At 72.2% G+C, this 18,883-nt stretch carries 14 protein-coding genes, 1 pseudogene and 1 riboswitch; of the genes and pseudogenes, 6 read left to right on the top strand and 9 right to left on the bottom strand.

Translation table 11 applies throughout. The features are described 5' to 3' along the window. Positions 1 to 4 precede the first annotated feature (4 nt). A complete protein-coding gene (locus tag B1A86_RS01195; protein ID WP_078025422.1) occupies positions 5 to 952 on the bottom strand; it encodes a PaaI family thioesterase in 948 nt (315 codons plus the stop codon). A gap of 165 nt (positions 953 to 1,117) precedes the next feature. Between B1A86_RS01195 and B1A86_RS01200 the strand changes: the two are divergent. After that, a pseudogene (locus B1A86_RS01200) lies at positions 1,118 to 2,251 on the top strand (acyl-CoA dehydrogenase family protein). Positions 2,252 to 2,339: 88 nt separating this feature from the next. Here B1A86_RS01200 and B1A86_RS01205 read toward each other — a convergent pair. Genes B1A86_RS01205 through B1A86_RS01220 form a run of 4 tightly spaced genes read right to left on the bottom strand, consistent with a single transcriptional unit; the run spans position 2,340 to position 6,796 of the window. Next, the gene (locus B1A86_RS01205; RefSeq protein WP_078025388.1) at positions 2,340 to 3,527 is read right to left on the bottom strand and encodes an enoyl-CoA hydratase/isomerase family protein; all 1,188 of its coding nucleotides are present in this window, start codon (positions 3,525 to 3,527) and stop codon (positions 2,340 to 2,342) included. Next, a complete protein-coding gene (locus tag B1A86_RS01210) occupies positions 3,524 to 4,321 on the bottom strand; it encodes an enoyl-CoA hydratase (protein WP_078025387.1) in 798 nt (265 codons plus the stop codon). The genes B1A86_RS01205 and B1A86_RS01210 overlap by 4 nt, the downstream gene beginning before the upstream one ends. Continuing rightward, positions 4,318 to 5,235, bottom strand: a complete 918-nt coding sequence (gene mmsB, locus B1A86_RS01215) for a 3-hydroxyisobutyrate dehydrogenase (protein ID WP_078025386.1) — start codon at positions 5,233 to 5,235, stop codon at positions 4,318 to 4,320. Before mmsB ends, B1A86_RS01210 begins: the two co-directional genes overlap by 4 nt. A gap of 34 nt (positions 5,236 to 5,269) precedes the next feature. Next, the gene (locus tag B1A86_RS01220; protein ID WP_078025385.1) at positions 5,270 to 6,796 is read right to left on the bottom strand and encodes a CoA-acylating methylmalonate-semialdehyde dehydrogenase; all 1,527 of its coding nucleotides are present in this window, start codon (positions 6,794 to 6,796) and stop codon (positions 5,270 to 5,272) included. 180 nt (positions 6,797 to 6,976) lie between these two features. Between B1A86_RS01220 and B1A86_RS01225 the strand changes: the two genes are divergently transcribed. Next, entirely contained in the window at positions 6,977 to 7,750 is a 774-nt protein-coding gene (locus B1A86_RS01225) for an SDR family NAD(P)-dependent oxidoreductase (protein WP_078025384.1), read from the top strand. 28 nt (positions 7,751 to 7,778) lie between these two features. On the opposite strand, the gene B1A86_RS01230 is transcribed toward B1A86_RS01225, so the two are convergent. Together B1A86_RS01230 and B1A86_RS01235 are read right to left on the bottom strand one after the other, a co-directional pair. Then, a complete protein-coding gene (locus B1A86_RS01230) occupies positions 7,779 to 8,336 on the bottom strand; it encodes a MarR family winged helix-turn-helix transcriptional regulator (protein ID WP_078025383.1) in 558 nt (185 codons plus the stop codon). 78 nt (positions 8,337 to 8,414) lie between these two features. Continuing rightward, positions 8,415 to 10,196 (bottom strand): AMP-binding protein, encoded by a 1,782-nt coding sequence (locus B1A86_RS01235; RefSeq protein WP_078025382.1) that lies wholly within the window; start codon positions 10,194 to 10,196, stop codon positions 8,415 to 8,417. Positions 10,197 to 10,346: 150 nt separating this feature from the next. On the opposite strand from B1A86_RS01235, the gene B1A86_RS01240 reads away from it, so the two are divergent. Further along, positions 10,347 to 11,555, top strand: a complete 1,209-nt coding sequence (locus tag B1A86_RS01240; protein WP_078025381.1) for an acyl-CoA dehydrogenase family protein — start codon at positions 10,347 to 10,349, stop codon at positions 11,553 to 11,555. Position 11,556: 1 nt separating this feature from the next. Here B1A86_RS01240 and B1A86_RS01245 read toward each other — a convergent pair whose 3' ends face one another. Together B1A86_RS01245 and B1A86_RS01250 are read right to left on the bottom strand one after the other, a co-directional pair. Next, positions 11,557 to 12,270: a YoaK family protein gene (locus B1A86_RS01245; protein WP_078025380.1), complete on the bottom strand. Its 714-nt coding sequence runs from the start codon at positions 12,268 to 12,270 to the stop codon at positions 11,557 to 11,559. A gap of 82 nt (positions 12,271 to 12,352) precedes the next feature. Further along, positions 12,353 to 12,724, bottom strand: coding sequence for an ectoine synthase (locus B1A86_RS01250; RefSeq protein WP_036338798.1), 372 nt, complete (start codon positions 12,722 to 12,724; stop codon positions 12,353 to 12,355). Positions 12,725 to 12,923: 199 nt separating this feature from the next. Between B1A86_RS01250 and B1A86_RS01255 the strand changes: the two genes are divergently transcribed. The 3 genes from B1A86_RS01255 (at position 12,924) to gcvT (ending at position 18,807) form a co-directional block, all read left to right on the top strand. Beyond that, positions 12,924 to 14,195 (top strand): Nramp family divalent metal transporter, encoded by a 1,272-nt coding sequence (locus B1A86_RS01255; protein ID WP_078025379.1) that lies wholly within the window; start codon positions 12,924 to 12,926, stop codon positions 14,193 to 14,195. 218 nt (positions 14,196 to 14,413) lie between these two features. Continuing rightward, positions 14,414 to 14,530: riboswitch (glycine riboswitch) on the top strand. Positions 14,531 to 14,690: 160 nt separating this feature from the next. Continuing rightward, positions 14,691 to 17,627, top strand: a complete 2,937-nt coding sequence (gene gcvP, locus B1A86_RS01260) for an aminomethyl-transferring glycine dehydrogenase (RefSeq protein WP_002856690.1) — start codon at positions 14,691 to 14,693, stop codon at positions 17,625 to 17,627. Between the two features lie 13 nt (positions 17,628 to 17,640). Beyond that, complete coding sequence (gene gcvT, locus B1A86_RS01265; RefSeq protein ID WP_078025378.1) at positions 17,641 to 18,807, top strand: glycine cleavage system aminomethyltransferase GcvT; 1,167 nt, start codon at positions 17,641 to 17,643, stop codon at positions 18,805 to 18,807. Positions 18,808 to 18,883: the final 76 nt, after the last annotated feature.

The following is an 18,883-nucleotide window of genomic DNA, read 5'->3' on the forward strand; positions in this document are numbered from 1 at the left end:
AGCGTCAGCTCCGGGCAGCGCGGAAGGTGACCTGCACCTGGACCATCGGCTTGTCGGCCACGGGGACGCCGTCGGCGCCGACCGGCACGAGGTCCACGTCCACGAGGCGCAGGGACCGGCCGGCGTGCCGCACCCGCGTGAGGGCGACCATCTCGCCGTGGCCCGGGCGCACGAACACCACGCGCACGGCCTGGACGTCGTAGCGCTCGCGGTCCGGCATGGCCGCCTGCGCGGCGGTGACCGCCCGCAGCGTCATGGCCCCGCCGTGGACGGCGCCCGACGGGTTGGCCAGCTCCGGCTTCGGGGCGAAGCGGGCGCCCGCGGTCGCCGCGGCGTCGACGGCGGGGCGCACGTCCGGATCGGCCGTCGGCAACGACTCGGGGCGGGCGGCCAGCAGCCCCGGCATGGGCACGCGGGTCTCGGCCCCGCGGGGCAGCCGTCCGGCGGCGACGAACTCGGCCATCCGCTCCGGCGCTCCGGCCGGCACCGACTGGAACCAGCCGGTCGCCTCGACCACGCGACGCCCGTCCGCGTCCTCGAGCCACGCGCGGGCCACGCCGCCGGCAGCATCCCAGGCCAGCGGGCGGGTCCAGCACTCCAGCAGCGGGCCGTCCTCGTCCCCGGCCGTGACGGCCGCCGCGTCGAAGGCGGGCAGCGGGCCGAGCACGTTGACCTGCAGCTCGGTGGTGACCACGGTCTCGATGTCCCGGGCCGCGTGGTGCACGGCCACCGCGGTGGCGTTGTCCATGATCACGGTGGCCGCCGCGCCGGTGGGCCGGCCGTCCAGGTCGAGGCACCACGGGCCGACCTCGAACGCGGCCGGGTTGAGGGCGCCGTCCCGCTCGGTCATCAGCGCGTGGCGGCGGATGCCGAACAGCTGTTCCGTGCGGCCGGAGGGGTGGGAGCGGGGGCCGGTGGGCGAGTCCGCGGTGGGGCTGGTGGTGGTCTGCACGGGGAGCACGCTAGCCCACGGCCCGGTGGCGACACGGCAAATCATTGGATGTCCTATTATCATGGTGACGACAGTCACACCCTGTCGCCGCCCGCGGTGTCACCCCCGCACCACCCCGTCGTGGACCGCCCGCGCGGCCGGCCCGAGCCCCAGGAGGACGAACCCATGTTCCCCATCACCGACGACCAGAAGGCCCTGGTCGACGCCGTCCGCGACTTGGCCGAGCAGCGCGTCGCCCCGCACGCCCTCGACTGGGACGCCGAGTAGCATTTCCCGGTGGACGTCCTCGCCGAGGCCGGCGAGCTCGGCCTGGGCGGCATCTACGTGGGGGAGGAGCACGGCGGCACCGGCCTGGCGCGCACGGACGCGATCCTGATCTTCGAGGAGCTCGCCAAGGCGGACCCGGCCTTCGCCGCCTACATCTCCATCCACAACATGGTCGCCTGGATGATCGACTCCTTCGGCAGCGACGAGCAGCGCGCCCGCTGGATCCCCGACCTCGTGGGCATGGAGCACCTGGCCAGCTACTGCCTCACCGAACCCGGCGCCGGCTCGGACGCGGCCGCGCTGAAGACCCGCGCCGTCCGCGACGGCGACCACTACGTCCTCAACGGCGTCAAGCAGTTCATCTCCGGCGCCGGCTCCTCCGGCTACTACGTGGTGATGTGCCGCACCGCGGACACGGGCGCCCGGGGGATCTCCGCCGTCGTGGTCCACAAGGACACCCCCGGCCTGTCCTTCGGCCCCAGCGAGAAGAAGATGGGCTGGCACACCCAGCCCACGCGCCAGGTGATCTTCGAGGACGTCCGCGTGCCCGTGGCCGACCGCCTCGGCGAGGAGGGCGACGGCTTCCGCATCGCCATGAAGGGCCTCAACGGCGGCCGCCTGAACATCGGCGCCTGCTCGATCGGCGGCGGCCTGGCCGCCCTGGACAAGGCCACCCGCTACCTCAAGGAGCGCAGCGCGTTCGGCGAGCCGCTCACCACCAAGCAGGCCCTCGTCTTCGAGCTCGCGGACATGTCCGTGAAGCTGGAGACCGCCCACACGATGCTCATGCGCGCCGCGGACGCCCTGGACCGCAACGACCCGGACACCGTGCGCCTGTGCGCCATGGCCAAGCTCGTGGCCACCGAGTCCGGCTACGAGGCCGCCGACACCGCCCTGCAGCTGCACGGCGGCTACGGCTACCTGCACGAATACGGCGTGGAGAAGCTCGTCCGGGACCTGCGCGTGCACCGGATCCTCGAGGGCTCCAACGAGATCATGCGCATGATCGTGGGCCGCGGCCTGATCGGCTGACGTCGGGGGCCCCACCCGGTCGCCCCACCCAGCACGGCGCCCCGCGGTCCCCACACGTGACCACGGGGCGCGGTCCGTCGGGGCGGGCTCAGCCGAGCTGCAGCGGGTCCACCCCGGACACGGGCTCGAAGTGCCCGGCCACGTCCTCGGTCGAGACGTCCTCGAGCCGGGCCGGGCTCCACGTCGGATCCTTGTCCTTGTCCACGAGCAGCGCGCGGATGCCCTCGGCCATGTCCGGCTCGCGCATCAGGTGGGTGGCGATCGTGAACTCCTGGCGCAGTGCGTCGGCCACGGTCAGGTCCGCTCCGCGCGCGGCCAGCCGGCGCTGGGCCTCGTGGGCCACGGCGACGGCGGTCGGGGACTTGGTGCGGATGGCCTCGGCGGCCTGCCCCGCGGCCTCGGCGTGCTCCCCGCCCGCGGCGGCGCGCTCGTCCAGGGCGGCGAGGACCTCGGCGGCCGTCTCCCGGTCGTAGACGTCCTCGATCCACTCCCGGCCGGCCACCAGCGCGGAGGCGGGCTGTGCGTCCTCGGCCACCGCGAACCGGGCCAGCACCTCGTCGGCGGCGGCGAAGGCGGCCTCGTCGCGCGCGCCCGCGTCCGCGGCCGGGCCGAGGGCGCCGAACGCCGCGGCGAGGGCCTGCTCGAGCTCGTCCAGCCGGGCGGACTCCACGAAGACGTCCGCCAGGCCCAGGGCCACCGCGTCGGACCCGGAGGCGTGCGCCGAGGTCGCGGCCAGGTGCCGGCCCGCCTGGAAGGGTGCGCGGGCGAGGTGGAAGGAGCCGCCGACGTCGGGGGTGAACCCGATCGCCGTCTCGGGCATGCCGGCGCGCGTCCGCTCGGTGGCCACGCGGTGCGAGCCGTGCGCGGACACGCCCATGCCGCCGCCCAGGACGACGCCGTCCATGAAGGCCACGTACGGCTTGGGGTAGGCGGCGATGCGCTCGTTCATCGCGTACTCGTCGCGGAAGAACTCCTCGGCCTCCGCGAACCGCCCCGCCAGGAGGGAGGCGCGCAGGGAGACGACGTCGCCGCCCGCGCACAGCCCCTTCTCCCCGGCGCCGCGGATCAGCACGCCGCGCACGGCGGGGTCCGCGGCCCAGTCGGTCAGGGCCGCGTCGATCGCCCGGACCATGTCCTGCGTCAGCGCGTTCAGGGCGCGCGGACGGTTCAGCGTGATGCGGCCGAGGCCGTCGCGGACCTCGAGGAGCACCTCACCCGCCGCGCCGTCCCGTGCGGCCGCGGGGGCCGTCGTCGCGGTGGACTGCGCGTCGCTCATCGGTGCTGCCACCCCGCCTCGCGCTTGGCCGTGAACGCGTCCATGCCCTCCTTCTGGTCCGCCGTGGCGAACGCGGCGTGGAACACGCGGCGCTCGAAGGCGATGCCCTGGGCGAGCGTGGTCTCGAACGCGGCGTTGACGGCCTCCTTGGCCATCCAGGAGGCCGGCTTGGACTTGGACGCGATGGTCGCGGCCACCTCCAGCGCCTCCTCGAGGGCCTTCTCGTCGGCCACCACGCGGGAGACGAGCCCGATGCGCTCGGCCTCCTCGGCCCCGATCATGCGGCCGGTGAGGATCATGTCCATGGCCTTCGCCTTGCCCACGGCGCGGGTCAGGCGCTGGGAGCCGCCCATGCCGGGGATGACGCCGAGGTTGATCTCGGGCTGGCCGAACTTCGCGCCCTCGCCGGCCACGAGCACATCGGCCATCATGGCCAGCTCGCAGCCGCCGCCGAGGGCGTAGCCGGTCACGCACGCCACGATGGGGGTGCGGGCACGGGTGAGCCCGTCCCAGCCGGCGAACCAGTCGGCCGCGTACATCTCGGAGAACTCCTTGGTGGCCATCTCCTTGATGTCCGCGCCGGCGGCGAACGCCTTGGGGGAGCCGGAGAGCAGGATCGCCCCGATCTCCGGGTCGGTGTCCAGCTCCTGCACCGCCGCGACGACGGCACGCATCGTCGCCTCGTTCAGCGCATTCAGGGCCTTCGGCCGGTTCAGGCGGATGTGGCCGACCCGGCCCTGCCGCTCCACGATGATCGGCGACTCGGCGCCGTCCGGGGTGGTCTGCTCGCTCATGCCTCGCTCCTGTCCGTGTGTGATGCTCGGATGTCCTCGATGATGCCGGAAAAGTCGCGGGCGGCGCCTTCTCCGGCGGCGTACTCGGCGTATTTGGCCTGCGCGAGGCGCCCCAGGTCGGCCGCCACGCCCTGCTCGTCCAGGGCCGCGAGCGCGAGCCCGAGGTCCTTGGCCATCAGGGCGCCGGCGAAGCCGGGCTGGAAGTCCCGGTTCACGGGGGAGCCGGGGACGGGGCCAGGCACCGGGCAGTTGGTGGTCAGGGACCAGCACTGCCCGGAGGCCTTGCTCATCACGTCATACAGGGCCTGGTGCTGCAGGCCCAGGCGCTCGCCCAGGACGAAGGCCTCGGCGACGGCGATCTGCGTGACCCCCAGCACCATGTTGTTGCAGATCTTCGCGGCCTGGCCCAGGCCGGCGGCCCCGCAGTGCACGATCCGCGCGCCCATGACCTCGAGCAGCGGCAGCACCTCGGCGTACACCTCGTCCGAGGCGCCCACCATGAAGGCGAGGGTGCCGGCCTCGGCACCCACCTGGCCGCCCGAGACCGGCGCGTCGGCCGCCCGCATGCCCGCCGCCTCCGCCGCCGCGGCCGCCTCGCGAGCCTCGGCGACGTCGATGGTCGAGCAGTCCAAGAACACGGTGCCGGGCCGGGCGGCGGCGAGCAGGCCGCCGTCGCCGTCCTCACCCCGGTAGACGTCCAGCACCAGGCGTCCGTGGGGGAGCATGGTCAGCACGACGTCGGCCTCCGCGGCCGCCGCGGCCGTGTCCGTGACGGTCTCGACGCCGGCCGCACGGGCCTTCTCGAGGGCCTCGGGGACGAGGTCGAAGCCGAGCACGCGGTGACCCGCGGCGGCGAGGTTGGCGGCCATGGGGCCGCCCATGTGGCCGAGGCCGAGGAACAGAACGGTGGTCATGGGGTCCTCCTGGTCGGGACGGGCTGCGGGGCGGTCACGAGCCGGCCGGCATCACGAAGCTGGCGCCCTCGCGCACGCCGGAGGGCCAGCGCGTGGTGACGGTCTTCGTCTTGGTGTAGAACTTCAGCCCGTCCGTGCCGTGCTGGTTCAGGTCGCCGAAGCCGGAGGCCTTCCAGCCGCCGAAGGTGTAGTAGGCGATCGGCACGGGGATCGGCACGTTCACGCCGACCATGCCGGTGTCCACGCGGGTGGAGAAGTCGCGGGCGGCGTCGCCGTCGCGGGTGAAGATGGCCACGCCGTTGCCGAACTCGTGCTCGTTCACGAGCGTGAGCGCCTCCTCGTAGTCCTTCGCGCGGACCACGGAGAGCACCGGGCCGAAGATCTCCTCGCGGTAGATGCTCATCTCCGGGGTGACGCGGTCGAACAGGGTGGCGCCCACGTAGAAGCCGTCCTCGTGGCCCTCGACGACGACGCCCCGGCCGTCCTCGACCAGGTCGGCGCCCGCCTCGACGCCGGCCGCGATGTAGCCCTCGATGCGCTCCTTCGCGTCCTTCGAGACGACGGGGCCGAAGTCCGAGGACGCCTCGAGCGACGGGCCGACCCTGAGGTCCTTCACGCGCTCGCGGAGCAGCGCGATCAGGCGGTCGGCGGTCTCCTCGCCGACCGGGACGGCCACGGAGATCGCCATGCAGCGCTCGCCGGCGGAGCCGAAGGCGGCGCCGACCAGGGCGTCGGCGGTCATCTCGAGGTCCGCGTCCGGCATGACCACGGCGTGGTTCTTGGCCCCGCCGAAGCACTGCGCGCGCTTGCCCATGCGGCCGGCGTGGGCGTAGATGGACTGCGCGATCGGGGTGGAGCCGACGAAGCCGACGGCCTTGACGCGCGGGTCCTCGATGAGCGCGTCCACGGCGGCCTTGTCGCCGTGCACCACGTTGAGGGCGCCGGCGGGCATGCCGGCCTCGAGGGCCAGCTCGGCCAGGCGCACCGGGACGGAGGGGTCGCGCTCGGAGGGCTTGAGGACGAAGGCGTTGCCCGCCGCCAGGGCGATGCCGGCCTTCCACAGCGGGATCATCGCCGGGAAGTTGAAGGGCGTGATGCCCACGGCCACGCCGAGCGGCTGGCGCATGGAGTGCACGTCGATGCCGGTGCCCGCGTCGGCGGTGAACTCACCCTTGAGCAGGTGCGGGGCGCCCGCGGCGAACTCCACGACCTCGATGCCGCGCTGGATGTCGCCCTTGGCGTCCGGGAAGGTCTTGCCGTGCTCCTGGGCGAGCACGGTGGCCAGCTCGTCCATGTTCTCGTTGATCAGGTCGACCCAGCGCAGCAGGATGCGGCCGCGGCGCTGCGGATTCAGCGTCGACCACGCGGCGAAGCCCTCCTCGGCGGAGGCCAGGGCGGCGTCGATCTCCTCGGCGGAGGCCAGCGGCACGCGGCCCGCCACCCTGCCCGTGGCCGGGTGGTAGACGTCGCTGTGCCGGCCGGAGGCGCCCTCGCGCCGCTCGCCGTGCACGAAGTGGGGGATCACGGGGGCGGTCTCGGTGGGCGCGGTCTTCTCGGACATGGGGGCTCCTCGCGGGTCCAGGCGGAAGGGCGGACGTCGTTGGGCGCCGCCCACGGCGGGCATGGCAGGCCCGGCCGTGCGTGTGATCTGGGTTACTCATCCGCTAATCTAGGATGAGAACGTAGGACATGCAACTATCGAACTCGGGGGGTATCCCGAGGAGGAAGGGAGGGTCCGTCCATGGACCTGTCGAACCAGAGCGCGATCGTCACCGGCGGGGCCTCGGGCCTCGGCCACGCCACCGCCCGCCGCCTGGCCGACGCGGGCGCCGCCGTCGTGGTGGTGGACCTGCCGGACCGCGAGCGCGAGACCGTCCGCGCGGACGCCGTGGCTGCCCTCGGCCCCCGCGCGCGCTTCGTGACGGGCGACGTCACCGCCGAGGACACCGCCCGCGAGGCCGTGGCCGCCGCGCTGGAGGCCGGGCCGCTGCGGGTGCTGGTCAACTGCGCCGGCGTGGCGACGCCGGGCAAGCTCGTGGGTCGCGACGGACCGCTGTCCGCCGAGGTGCTCAGTCGGGTCCTGGCGATCAACACGGTCGGCACCGTGGCGATGATGGCCCAGGCCGCCGCCGCGATGAAGGCGCAGGAGCCGCTCGGCGAGGACCGCGGCGTCATCGTCAACACCGCCTCCGTGGCGGCCTACGACGGGCAGATCGGCCAGATCGCGTACTCCGCCTCCAAGGGCGCCGTGGTCGCGCTGACCCTGCCCGCGGCCCGCGAGCTCGCCTCCTCGCAGATCCGCGTGGTCACGATCGCCCCCGGCCTCATGGAGACGCCCATGATGGCCGGCCTGCCCGAGGCCGCCCGCGAGGCGCTGTCCACCAAGACCCCGCATCCGGCCCGCCTCGGCCGGCCCGAGGACCACGCGCTGCTCGTCGAGCAGATCGTGTCCAACCCGTTCCTCAACGGCGAGGTCATCCGGCTCGACGGCGCCGTGCGCCTCGAGCCCCGCTGAGCCGCGCGGCCGGAGGCCGCGGAGAGCGTCAGGAGGAGGTGTGCTCCGCCGTCGCGGGCGCGCCGGCGTCGGGGCCGTCGACCTGGAAGTCGCCGGCCTCGGCGCGGAACCGGCCGAGGACGTCGATGAGGGTGTCCACGTCCGCCGGGCCGAAGCCGGAACGGCCGAAGACCTCGGCGTTGAGCGTCTCCGTGGCGGCGACGGCGACGCGCCGGCCCTCGTCCGTGAGGGCGAGCACGAGCGCGCGGCGGTCCGACTCGTGGGGGGTGCGCTCCACCAGCCCGGCGGCCTCGAGCCGGTCCACCGCATTGGTCACCGAGGTGGGGTGGACCTGCAGGAGCGCGGACGCCTTGGACATCCGCATCCGGTTCTCGCGCGAGAAGTTCAGCAGCGCCAGCAGCTCGTACCGCGCGAAGGTGAGCCCGTAGGGCTTGAGCGCGGCCTGCGCCCGACCCAGCAGGATCTGCTGGGCCCGCATGATCGAGGTGATGGCGGCCATCGGGCGGGCGACGTCACCCCATCCGTGACGCTCCCAGTTCCGGGCGGCCTCCCGGATGGGGTCCTGGGCGAGGGGTGGCTTCTTCATGGCGCTCCAGACTAGCGGCGCACCGGGGGTCCCCCGCCACCGCCGGACACGGACGGGGCGGTGGCGGGGAACGGCCGGTCAGCGATGCAGGTCCAGGTCCTCCTCCCGGAACTCGGTGCCGTAGCCGTCCGGGGCGGCGCCCGTCTGGGCGCGCTCGACCTCGGCCTTGCGCAGCTCCACGCGGCGGATCTTGCCCGAGATGGTCTTCGGCAGCTCGAGGAACTCGATGCGGCGGATGCGCTTGTACGGGGGCAGCTGGGTGAGCGTGAACTGCAGGATCGCCCGGGCGGTCTCCGCGGTGGGCTCGTGGCCCGGGGCGAGGGTGACGAAGGCCTTCGGCACGGCCAGGCGCAGCTCGTCCGGGGTGGGGACGATCGCGCCCTCCATCACGGCCGGGTGCTTGACCAGCACCGACTCCAGCTCGAACGGGGACACCTTGTAGTCCGAGGACTTGAAGACGTCGTCCGCGCGGCCCACATAGGTCAGCACGCCGTTCTCGTCGCGGCGGGCGATGTCGCCGGTGTGGAAGACGCCGTCGCGGAACACCTCGTCCGTCTTCTCCTGGTTGCCGTAGTAGGACTTCAGCAGGCCCACCGGACGCGGGTCCAGGCGCAGGCAGATCTCGCCCTCCTCGGCCTCCTGGCCCGTGAGCGGGTCGATCAGGGTGACGTCCATGCCGGGCAGCGGGCGGCCCATCGAGCCGATGACGACCTTCTGGCCGGGGGTGTTCGCGACCTGCAGGGTGGTCTCGGTCATGCCGAAGCCGTCGCGGATCGTGGTGCCCCACGCCTTGTGCACCTGGTCGATCACCTCGGCGTTGAGCGGCTCGCCCGCGGAGATGGTCTTGGTCGGCGGGGTCGTCAGCTGCGCCAGGTCCGCCTTGATGAGCATGCGCCACACGGTGGGCGGGGCGCAGAAGCTCGTGACGCCGTAGCGCGCCATGTTGGCCATCAGGGCCGCGGGGTCGAACTTGCGCGCGTTGTGCACGAAGATCGTGGCCTCCGCGATCCACGGGGCGAAGAAGTTGGACCACGCGTGCTTGGCCCAGCCCGGGGAGGCCACGTTGAGGTGCACGTCGCCCGGCTCCAGGCCGATCCAGTAGAGCGTCGTGAGGTGGCCGACCGGGTACGAGGTGTGGGTGTGCTCCACGAGCTTCGGCTTCGAGGTGGTGCCCGAGGTGAAGTAGAAGAGCAGCGTCTCGTCCGCGGGGGTCGGCTCGGCCGGGGCCAGCTCGGTGGCGGCGTCGGCGGCGTCGTCGTAGGAGAGCACGGTGTGGCCGGCGACCTCCGGGGCGCGGCGCGCCGGGCCCTCCGCGAAGACGCCCGGCACGTGCACCAGGTGCAGGCCCTCGCCGACGCCGGCGAACTTGGCCAGGTCCTCGGCGCCGGCCACGGCCCACGCGGCGCCGGCGCGCGTCACGCGGTCCTCGAGGTCCCCGGAGGTCATCTGCGTGGTGGTGGGCACCATGACCACCCGCAGCTTGATGCAGGCGAGCATGAACTCCCACAGCTCCACCTGGTTGTTCAGCATGAGGATGAGGCGGTCGCCGCGGCGCAGGCCCTGCGCGGAGAGCCAGTTCGCCACCCGGTTGGAGGCCGCGGAGAGCTCGGCGAAGGTGCGTTCGGTGCTGCGCCCGTCGTCCTCGGCGATGATCAGCGCCGGCACGTCCGCGCGGGCCGGGTCCTGGGCCAGGCGGTCGAACCAGTCGAAGCCGAAGTTGAAGTGCTCGAAGCGGGGCCACTCGAACTCGGCGCGGGCGCGCTCGTCGTCGGTCTGGCACTCGACCAGCAGGTCGCGGGCCACGCGGAACACCTCCGTCGGCGACGGGGCGGCGACGGCGGTGGGGTCCTGGACGGTCATGGGTCCCTCCTCGGGATGGCTGCTGAACGGATCCTTGGCCGGGGGCCTGTGATCTGGAACACTACTGGCAGACCTGGATAGTAGGAAGTCCTACAGTCGGATTCGCGGCGAAACCGCCCGCCGTCGTCGGACCGCCCCCGAAGGAGAGCCATGACCGCCATCGCCGACCGCCCCGTCCCCGCCCCTGGCGCGCCCGCCGTCACCCCCGGCCTGCCCCACGTGGACCTGCTGCGCCTGCGGGACCGCCTCGAACCGGTCGAGCGTGCCCGGCTCGACGCGATCGAGGACCACCTGCAGACCCGCGTGCGGCCGCACCTGACCCGGTATTGGGACGCCGAGGAGTTCGCGTTCGACCTGCTGCCGGGCCTGGCCGAGCTGGGTCTGGGACGCCTCGTCCTGGACGGCTCGTCCTCGCTGTTCCAGCAGCTCGTGCACGCGGAGATCGCCCGTGTGGACCTGTCCCTGTCCGCCCTCGTGGGCATCCACAACGAGCTCAACCTCGGCATGATCGCCGGCCTGGGCTCAGAGCGTCAGAAGGCCACGTGGCAGGGGCGCCTCGAATCCTTCGACGCCCTGGGCGCGTTCTGCCTCACCGAGCCGGACCACGGCTCGGACATCGCCGGAGGCCTCGCCACCACCGCCACCCGCGACGGCGACGAGTGGGTCATCCGCGGCGCCAAGCGCTGGATCGGGGCCGGCACGATCGCCGACGTCGCGCTCGTCTGGGCACGCGACACCGCCGACGGCGAGATCAAGGGCTTCGTGGTGCCCACCGACACCCCCGGCTACGAGGCCACCAAGATCAGCGGGAAGATGGGCCTGCGGATCATGCAGAACGCGGACATCACCCTGGACGTGCGCCTGCCCGCGGACGCGATCCTGCCCGGCGCCACCACCTTCGCCGCCACCCGCGCCCTGCTGCGCGACTCGCGCATGTGGGTCGGCTGGCAGGGCGTCGGCGCGCAGATGGGCGTGCTGGACGTGCTGCGCTCCTACGCGCTGCGGCGGGAGCAATTCGGCCGCCCGCTGGCCGCGTTCCAGCTGATCCAGGCCCAGATCGCCGAGGTCGCCGGCAACCTCGCCGCGTCCGCCGGCATGATGCTCCAGGTGGACGCCCTGCGGCAGGAGGGGCGGATGGAGATGATGCACGCGGCCATGGCCAAGGCCACCTCGACCCGGCTGGCCCGGTCCTCGGCGGCGCTCGCCCGCGACGCCCTCGGCGGCAACGGCCTGCTCACGGAGCACGAGATCGCCAAGATCATGGGGGACGTGGAGGCCATCTACTCCTACGAGGGCTCCTACGGCATGAACACCCTGATCGTGGGGCGGGCCCTCACCGGCGTCTCGGCCTTCGTGTGAGCTACGCGTCCTGCAGGTCCTGGACCAGCGGGCGGTGGGCGATGAGCAGCAGCACGCCAGCCACCGGGATGACCACCTCGAAGCCCAGCCAGAGGTAACCGGCCGCGCCCGCCACCCCGCCCAGGAAGAACAGGGCCACGAGCAGCGCCAGCAGTCCCACGCGCCGCGGTTCCCCGACGACGGGGGCCGCGGCCCCGGGGCCGTTGCGGTACAGGATCTTGCCGAGCTCGACGCCGATGTCCGTGACCATGCCCGTCACGTGCGTGGTGCGGATCGGCCACGCCCCGATGCGGGTGATCAAGGCGTTCTGCAGGCCCATGGTGAAGCACAGCACGGCCACCACGACCAGCGGCCGGTGCGCATCGCGGACGTGCTCGGCGAGCAGGCCGAACACCAGCATGCCGACGCCCTCGAGCAGGAGGATGTTGGCGTACCGCGACCGGAGGCCGTTGACCCGGCCCCAGTTGAACACCAGCGCGCAGACGACCGCGCCCAGGATGAACATGGCCAGCGCGAGCAGGCCCGTGCCGACCAGACCCGGGGCGTGGAGGACCGCCGCGTCCGCCATGGACGCCACGATCCCCGTCATGTGGGACGTGTACGTGGCCACGGCGACGAAGCCCACGGAGTTGAGGATCCCCGCGATCGCGGTCAGCACCAGCGCCAGGTGGGTGTTGCGGCGCACGGTGCGCTCGGGGGCGCACAGGTTGAGCACCCCGCCATCCTACGACCGGACGCCGCCGTCGGCGCCGACGCGGGAGGCGCTGTCGTCGACGCCTCCCTCACCGTGCCCGGGCTCAGTAGCTGGAGTAGCCGTCCTCCGACAGGGTGTGCTTCTCGTCGCCGGTGATGGCGGGGTTGAACACCGAGATCAGGTGCATGTCCTCGGTGCCGCCGCGCAGGTCGTGCGGCTCGTGGTCCGGCAGGACGTAGATGACACCCGGCGTGATCTCGTGGACGGTGCCGTCCGGCTCCACCACGGAGCCGTTGCCCGCGATGCAGTAACAGGCCTCCTTGTGGTTGCGGTACTGGAGCTTCGAGGACGATCCGGCGCGCACGATCGTGTGGGCGACGGCGAAACCCATCTCGTCCTTCGCGGTGATGAGGCGTTCGGAGGTGCCTCCGCCCCACTCGACCTTCTCGACGTCGTTCCGGCTACGGGTGTACATGGCGTTCCTTTCGGCGAGCTCTGCGGGTCGGGCAAAGGGCCGTAGCCCTGGCTCCATCGTAGGGATGCCCGTCTCAGACCATAAGGGGCAACACGTGGGGGCTCATATGGGATGAAATAGTCCAGATCCACTATGATGTGTATCATACCCGGCATACGCTTCATCTTGACCCATGCGGGCCGGAGATGGAGGAGACGCGATGGCAACGCAGGCGAGGGATGGCCGGTTCTCCAATGAGGTGTTGCCCCAAGACGAGAGGCCTAGTCGTTTCGGTCCGGGGCTAATCATCGCCGCGTCCTTCATCGGGCCGGGGACCATCACAACCTCCATCGTTACCGGAGCCGAGCAGGGATTCGTCCTGGCCTGGGCTGTCGTCTTCTCAATTTTGGCCACCATCGTCTTGCAGGAGATGTCGGGACGGTTGGGCCTCGCGACCCGCATGAGTCTCGGACACGCTCTGCGCGAGGTGTTCTCCTCGGTGCCGGCACGACTTGTCATGGCGATCCTCGTCGTCGCGGCGATCGGCATCGGAGGGGCGTCCTACGCCGGTGGTGACACAGTCGGCACCGCCCTCGCCTTGACTAGTGTGACCGGACTCAGTCAGCCCGTGGTCGTCATCGGGATCGTCCTCACGATCGGCATTCTGCTCTGGACAGGCAGCTACAAACTGATCGAGCGGGTGCTGACCGTCATGGTCGGGTTATTGGGGCTGCTGTTCATCGTCACTGCAGTCCTAGTTCAGCCTCCGATCGGCGACCTCTTGATGGGCATGTTCATTCCCCGGCTGCCACCCGGCACGGCGTTGCTGGCGGTCGCACTGATCGGGACCACCGTGGTCCCTTACAACCTCTTCCTGCACGCGAGTTTGGTGCAGGAGAAATGGGGGCCGGGTCTGGATTCGCGGGAATCTCTCCGAGCGGCGAGAACGGACACGGCGGTGTCGATCTCCGTCGGAGGTGTAATCACTCTGGCCGTGATGGCGACGGCGTTCGGTGGGATGTACGTCAAGGGCATGCAGGCCGAGACCGGTCGGGACCTCGCCTCCGCCCTGGAACCCCTCCTCGGGGACGCGGCTGGCTGGGTGTTCGCGGCGGGCATGTTCGCGGCCGGGTTCACGTCCGCCGTAGCTGGCCCGCTCGGCGCGGCGTACGCGATTGCCGGCACACTGGGCCAGGACACCGATCTGCGCAGCGTCCCTGCTCGCATCGTGTGGGGCGCAGTCCTTGCGATCGGTGCCGTCATTGCCCTGACGGGAACGAATCCCACGGAGGTCATCGTCATCGCACAGGCGGCGAACGGGCTTCTCTTGCCCATCGTGGCCGTATTCCTGATGGTCGTGATGAACAGTCGTCGGCTGATGGGCTCGCATCGGAACGGCCCACTGGCCAACGCCCTGGGAGGGCTTGTCTGTCTTGTCGTCATCGGGCTCGCGGTTTACCAGCTGGGCGGGCTTGCCGGGCTGTGGGATTGAGGCCCGGCGATGACGCGCGCCGCCGAATGACGTCCCTTACCGACTATCGTGAGCCGACGGCATGCGACTGAGTCATTCCTCCCGTCACCCGTTTCCTGAACGAAAGCGCTTCGACACGCCGCCGTTTCATCAACGAAAGACCTCGACACGCCCCGTCCGACCCCTCCCGGGCGCCCTGTGACGGGGCCTACACGTGTGGGATACTGACGGCACGCCGCATGCCCCGCGCGGGAGAGCGTCGGCGCGCGTCCTGCCCCGGCCGGCCGCGTGAGCAGGCCGCCGAAGGAGCAAACCCTCCCCGGGAATCTCTCAGGCATCCGTACCGCGTGGGGTCAGGCGCTCTGGAAAGCGTCTCACTCCGCCGCGCCCGCGTCCGGACCGAGACCACCGACGGTGCAAGCCGCCCACCGGGCGTCGGAAACTCTCAGGTCCATGACAGAGCGGGGAGGAGCAGACCCACGCCGTGACCACGGCAGGATCCCCCGGAGGTACCCCGTGACCAGCCCCCAGACCACCGAGAGCACGACTGCGCTGCCCCACGAGCGCGTCGAGCCCAAGGACACCGCCTCGGCCCCCTTCGTGGCCCGCCACATCGGCCCGCGGCCCGCGGACGTCGAGCACATGCTGCAGACCCTGGGCTACGACTCGCTCGAGGCCCTCGTGGACACCGCCGTCCCCGCCGGCATCCGCCAGCCGAAGCCCCTCGAGCTGCCCGCCCCGCTGACCGAGTCCGCGGTCCTGGAGCAGCTGCGCGAGATCGCCGGCCGCAACGTCATGAAGACCCAGATGATCGGGCAGGGCTTCTCGGACACCGTCACCCCGGGCGTCATCCTCCGCAAGGTGCTGGAGAACCCGGCCTGGTACACGGCCTACACGCCGTACCAGCCGGAGATCTCCCAGGGCCGCCTCGAGGCCCTCCTGAACTACCAGACGATGGTCCAGGACCTCACCGGCCTGGACATCGCCAACGCCTCTCTGCTGGACGAGGCCTCCGCCGCCGCCGAGGCCGTGCTCCTCATGCACCGCGCCAACCGCCGCAGGACCGACGGCGTCACCCTCCTCGACGCGGACCTCTTCCCGCAGACCCTCTCCGTGGTGCGCCTGCGCGCCGAGGCCGTGGGCATCGACGTGCGCGTGGCCGACCTCTCCGCAGGCATCCCGGAGGACGTCCGCGCCGAGGTCGAGGAGAAGGGCCTGTGCGGCGTCGTGCTGCAGCAGCCCGGCGACTCCGGCCGCATCCACGACCACGCCGCCGTCATCGCGCAGGCCAAGGAGGCCGGCGCCCTCGTGACCGTCGCGGCGGACATCCTCTCCCTCGCCCTGATCACCCCGCCCGGGGAGCAGGGCGCGGACATCGCCGTCGGCTCCACGCAGCGCTTCGGCGTGCCCCTGTTCTTCGGCGGCCCCCACGCCGCCTACATGGCCGTGAAGGAGGGCCTGCAGCGCAGCATGCCGGGCCGCCTCGTGGGCGTCTCCCACGACGACGCCGGCAAGCCCGCCTACCGCCTCGCCCTCCAGACGCGCGAACAGCACATCCGGCGCGAGAAGGCCACGTCCAACATCTGCACCGCCCAGGCGCTGCTGGCGATCGTCGCCTCGATGTACGCCGTCTACCACGGCCCCCAGGGCATCGCCCGCATCGCGCGCCACGCCCACGCCCAGGCCGTCCGCCTGGCGGAGGCGCTGCGGGCCGGTGGCGTCGAGGTCGCCGAGGAGCACTTCTTCGACACGATCACCGTCCGCGTGCCCGGCCGGGCCGAGCAGGTCCTGCAGGCCGCCGAGGAGAACGGCGTGAACCTGCGCCTGGTGGACGCGGACACCCTGCGGATCGCAGCCGATGAGACCACCGTCGACGCCGACCTCGTGGCCGTCCTGACGGCGTTCGGCCTGGACGCGGGCTCCCTGCCGGCCTCTGCGCACGAGGGCGCCGTGGCCACCCCGGCCGTGCCGGAGTCGCTGCGCCGCTCCTCCGCGTTCATGATGCACCCGGTGTTCAACACCCACCACTCGGAGACGAAGATGCTGCGCTACCTGCGCCGCCTCTCCGGCTACGACCTGGCGCTGGACCGCACCATGATCCCGCTGGGCTCGTGCACCATGAAGCTCAATGCCACCGCGGAGATGGAGGCCATCTCCTGGCCCGAGTTCTGCTCCATCCACCCGTTCGCGCCCGACCACCAGACCGAGGGCTGGCGGTTCCTGATCGCGGACCTGGAGGCCAAGCTCGCCGAGATCACCGGCTACGCGGGCGTCTCGGTGGCCCCGAACGCCGGCTCGCAGGGCGAGTTCGCGGGCCTGTGGGCCATCCGCCAGTACCACCTGGCCCGCGGTGAGGGTGAGCGGGACATCTGCCTGATCCCGGCCTCCGCCCACGGCACCAACGCGGCCTCGGCCGTGCTGGCGGGGCTGAAGGTCGTCGTCGTCGCCACCGCCGACGACGGCACGATCGACGCCGCCGACCTGGACGCCAAGATCGCGGCGAACGAGGGCCGCATCGCGGCCATCATGATCACCTACCCCTCCACGCACGGCGTGTACGACGCCGACGTCAAGGAGGTCTGCGCCACGGTGCACGCCGCGGGCGGCCAGGTGTACATCGACGGCGCCAACCTCAACGCGCTCGTGGGCCTGGCCCAGCCGGGCGAGTTCGGCGGAGACGTCTCCCACCTGAACCTGCACAAGACGTTCTGCATCCCGCACGGCGGCGGGGGCCCGGGCGTGGGCCCCGTGGCGGTGGGCGAGCACCTGGTGCCGTACCTGCCCTCCCGCGAGGCCCTGATGACCGCGGCCCCGCACGGCTCGGCCGGCGTGCTGCCCATCTCCTGGGCCTACATCCACCTGATGGGCGCCGAGGGCCTGCGCTCCGCCACCGCGCACGCGCTGCTGGGCGCCAACTACATCTCCCGCCGCCTCGCGCCCCTCTACCCGACGCTGTACACGGGCAACGACGGCCTCGTGGCGCACGAGTGCATCCTCGACCTGCGCGAGCTCACGGCCCGCACGGGCGTGACCGCCGAGGACGTGTGCAAGCGCCTCATCGACTACGGGTTCCACGCCCCCACCCTGGCGTTCCCCGTGGCCGGCACGCTCATGGTGGAGCCCACCGAGTCCGAGGACCTCGAGGAGATCGAGCGGTTCATCGAGGCGATGGAGGCCATCCACGCCGAGATCACCGCCGTCACCCCGGAGACCGTGGCGGACTCCGTCCTGCGTCGCGCCCCGCACACCCTCAACGTCCTGATGGCCGACGAGTGGGATCGCCCCTACTCGCGCGCCCAGGCGGGCACGCCGGTGCCGAGCCTGCGTCTGGACAAGTACCTGCCGCCGGTGGGCCGCATCGACGGCGCCTACGGCGATCGCAACCTCGTGTGCTCGTGCCCGCCGCCCGAGGCGTTCGAGGGCGCCGTGGCCGACACCGCCGACGAGGACTGAGAGGATCACCCCCATGAGCGATTCGACGCGCAACTCCCCGCTGCACCCGGTCCACGAGGCCGCGGGCGCCACGTTCACGGACTTCGGCGGCTGGAACATGCCCCTGAAGTACGGCTCCGAGCTGGCCGAGCACAAGGCCGTCCGCACCTCCGCAGGCCTGTTCGACCTCTCCCACATGGGCGAGATCCGGGTCACCGGCCCGGAGGCCGGGGCCATGCTGGACCACGCCCTCTCGAGCGTGCTCTCCACGTTGAAGCCCGGCCGCGCCAAGTACGCCCTGTGCCTGACGGACGCCGGCACCATCCTCGACGACACGATCGTCTACCGGATGGACGACGGCGAGGCCGGCTCCGAGCCCGACTACCTGGTGGTGCCCAACGCTGGCAACATCGCCGCGGTCCACACCGCCCTGAACCAGCGGGCGTCGGGCTGGGACGCCGTCGTCGAGGACGAGTCCTCGACCACCGCCCTCGTGGCCGTGCAGGGCCCGCAGGCCGAGAGGATCCTCGCCCGGGCCATGCCGGAGGCCGCGGCGCAGCTGGCCGAGCTGAAGTACTACGGCCACCTGACCCTGACCGTGCCCACGGACGCCGGTGACGTCACCGCCGTCGTCGCCCGCACCGGCTACACCGGTGAGGACGGCTTCGAGCTGTTCCTGCCCGCCGCCTCCACCGCCGAGGCCGGCGACCGCGGCTCCGCCGTGTGGAACACGATGCTCTCGGCCGCGGACGAGGCGGGCGTGGAGCTGACGCTGTGCGGGCTCGCCTCGCGGGACTCGCTGCGCCTCGAGGCGGGCATGCCGCTCTACGGCAACGAGCTGGACACCGGGCACCAGCCGCACGCCTCTGGCGTCGGCTTCGCGGTGCCCGCGAGCAAGGAGGCCGACTTCGTCGGCCGGTCCGCGCTGGTCGGCAGGGACGACGTCGAGGAGGTCCTCGTGGGGCTGCAGGGCGCGGGTCGGCGTGCCGCCCGGCACGGTTACGCCGTGCTCGACGAGTCCGGCGAGCGGGTGGGCGAGGTGACCTCGGGCGCCCCCAGCCCGACCCTCGGACACCCCATCGCCCTGGCCCGTGTCCGCCGCGACCTGGCCGCCGAGGGCACGTCCCTGCAGGTGGACCTGCGCGGCCGCGGCGAGCCGTTCACCGTGGTGGCCACGCCGTTCTACCGCCGGGAGCGCTGAGCCCGACGCAGCCGTCCCTCGGCCCGCCGCTCGGCGGTCCCGGGGCCCTTCGCTAGACTCGGGCTCCGGGCCGTCG

The organism is Micrococcus sp. KBS0714, assembly GCF_002008305.4.
GTDB lineage: Bacteria > Actinomycetota > Actinomycetes > Actinomycetales > Micrococcaceae > Micrococcus > Micrococcus luteus.

What these genes read in the sequence shown, in the direction of transcription:
- B1A86_RS01205 (WP_078025388.1), bottom strand. Translation starts at nt 3,527, where the DNA reads ATGAGCGACGCGCAGTCCACCGCGACGACGGCCCCCGCGGCCGCACGG.
- B1A86_RS01210 (WP_078025387.1), bottom strand. Translation starts at nt 4,321, where the DNA reads ATGAGCGAGCAGACCACCCCGGACGGCGCCGAGTCGCCGATCATCGTG.
- mmsB (WP_078025386.1), bottom strand. Translation starts at nt 5,235, where the DNA reads ATGACCACCGTTCTGTTCCTCGGCCTCGGCCACATGGGCGGCCCCATG.
- B1A86_RS01220 (WP_078025385.1), bottom strand. Translation starts at nt 6,796, where the DNA reads ATGTCCGAGAAGACCGCGCCCACCGAGACCGCCCCCGTGATCCCCCAC.
- B1A86_RS01225 (WP_078025384.1), top strand. Translation starts at nt 6,977, where the DNA reads ATGGACCTGTCGAACCAGAGCGCGATCGTCACCGGCGGGGCCTCGGGC.
- B1A86_RS01230 (WP_078025383.1), bottom strand. Translation starts at nt 8,336, where the DNA reads ATGAAGAAGCCACCCCTCGCCCAGGACCCCATCCGGGAGGCCGCCCGG.
- B1A86_RS01235 (WP_078025382.1), bottom strand. Translation starts at nt 10,196, where the DNA reads ATGACCGTCCAGGACCCCACCGCCGTCGCCGCCCCGTCGCCGACGGAG.
- B1A86_RS01240 (WP_078025381.1), top strand. Translation starts at nt 10,347, where the DNA reads ATGACCGCCATCGCCGACCGCCCCGTCCCCGCCCCTGGCGCGCCCGCC.
- B1A86_RS01250 (WP_036338798.1), bottom strand. Translation starts at nt 12,724, where the DNA reads ATGTACACCCGTAGCCGGAACGACGTCGAGAAGGTCGAGTGGGGCGGA.
- B1A86_RS01255 (WP_078025379.1), top strand. Translation starts at nt 12,924, where the DNA reads ATGGCAACGCAGGCGAGGGATGGCCGGTTCTCCAATGAGGTGTTGCCC.
- gcvT (WP_078025378.1), top strand. Translation starts at nt 17,641, where the DNA reads ATGAGCGATTCGACGCGCAACTCCCCGCTGCACCCGGTCCACGAGGCC.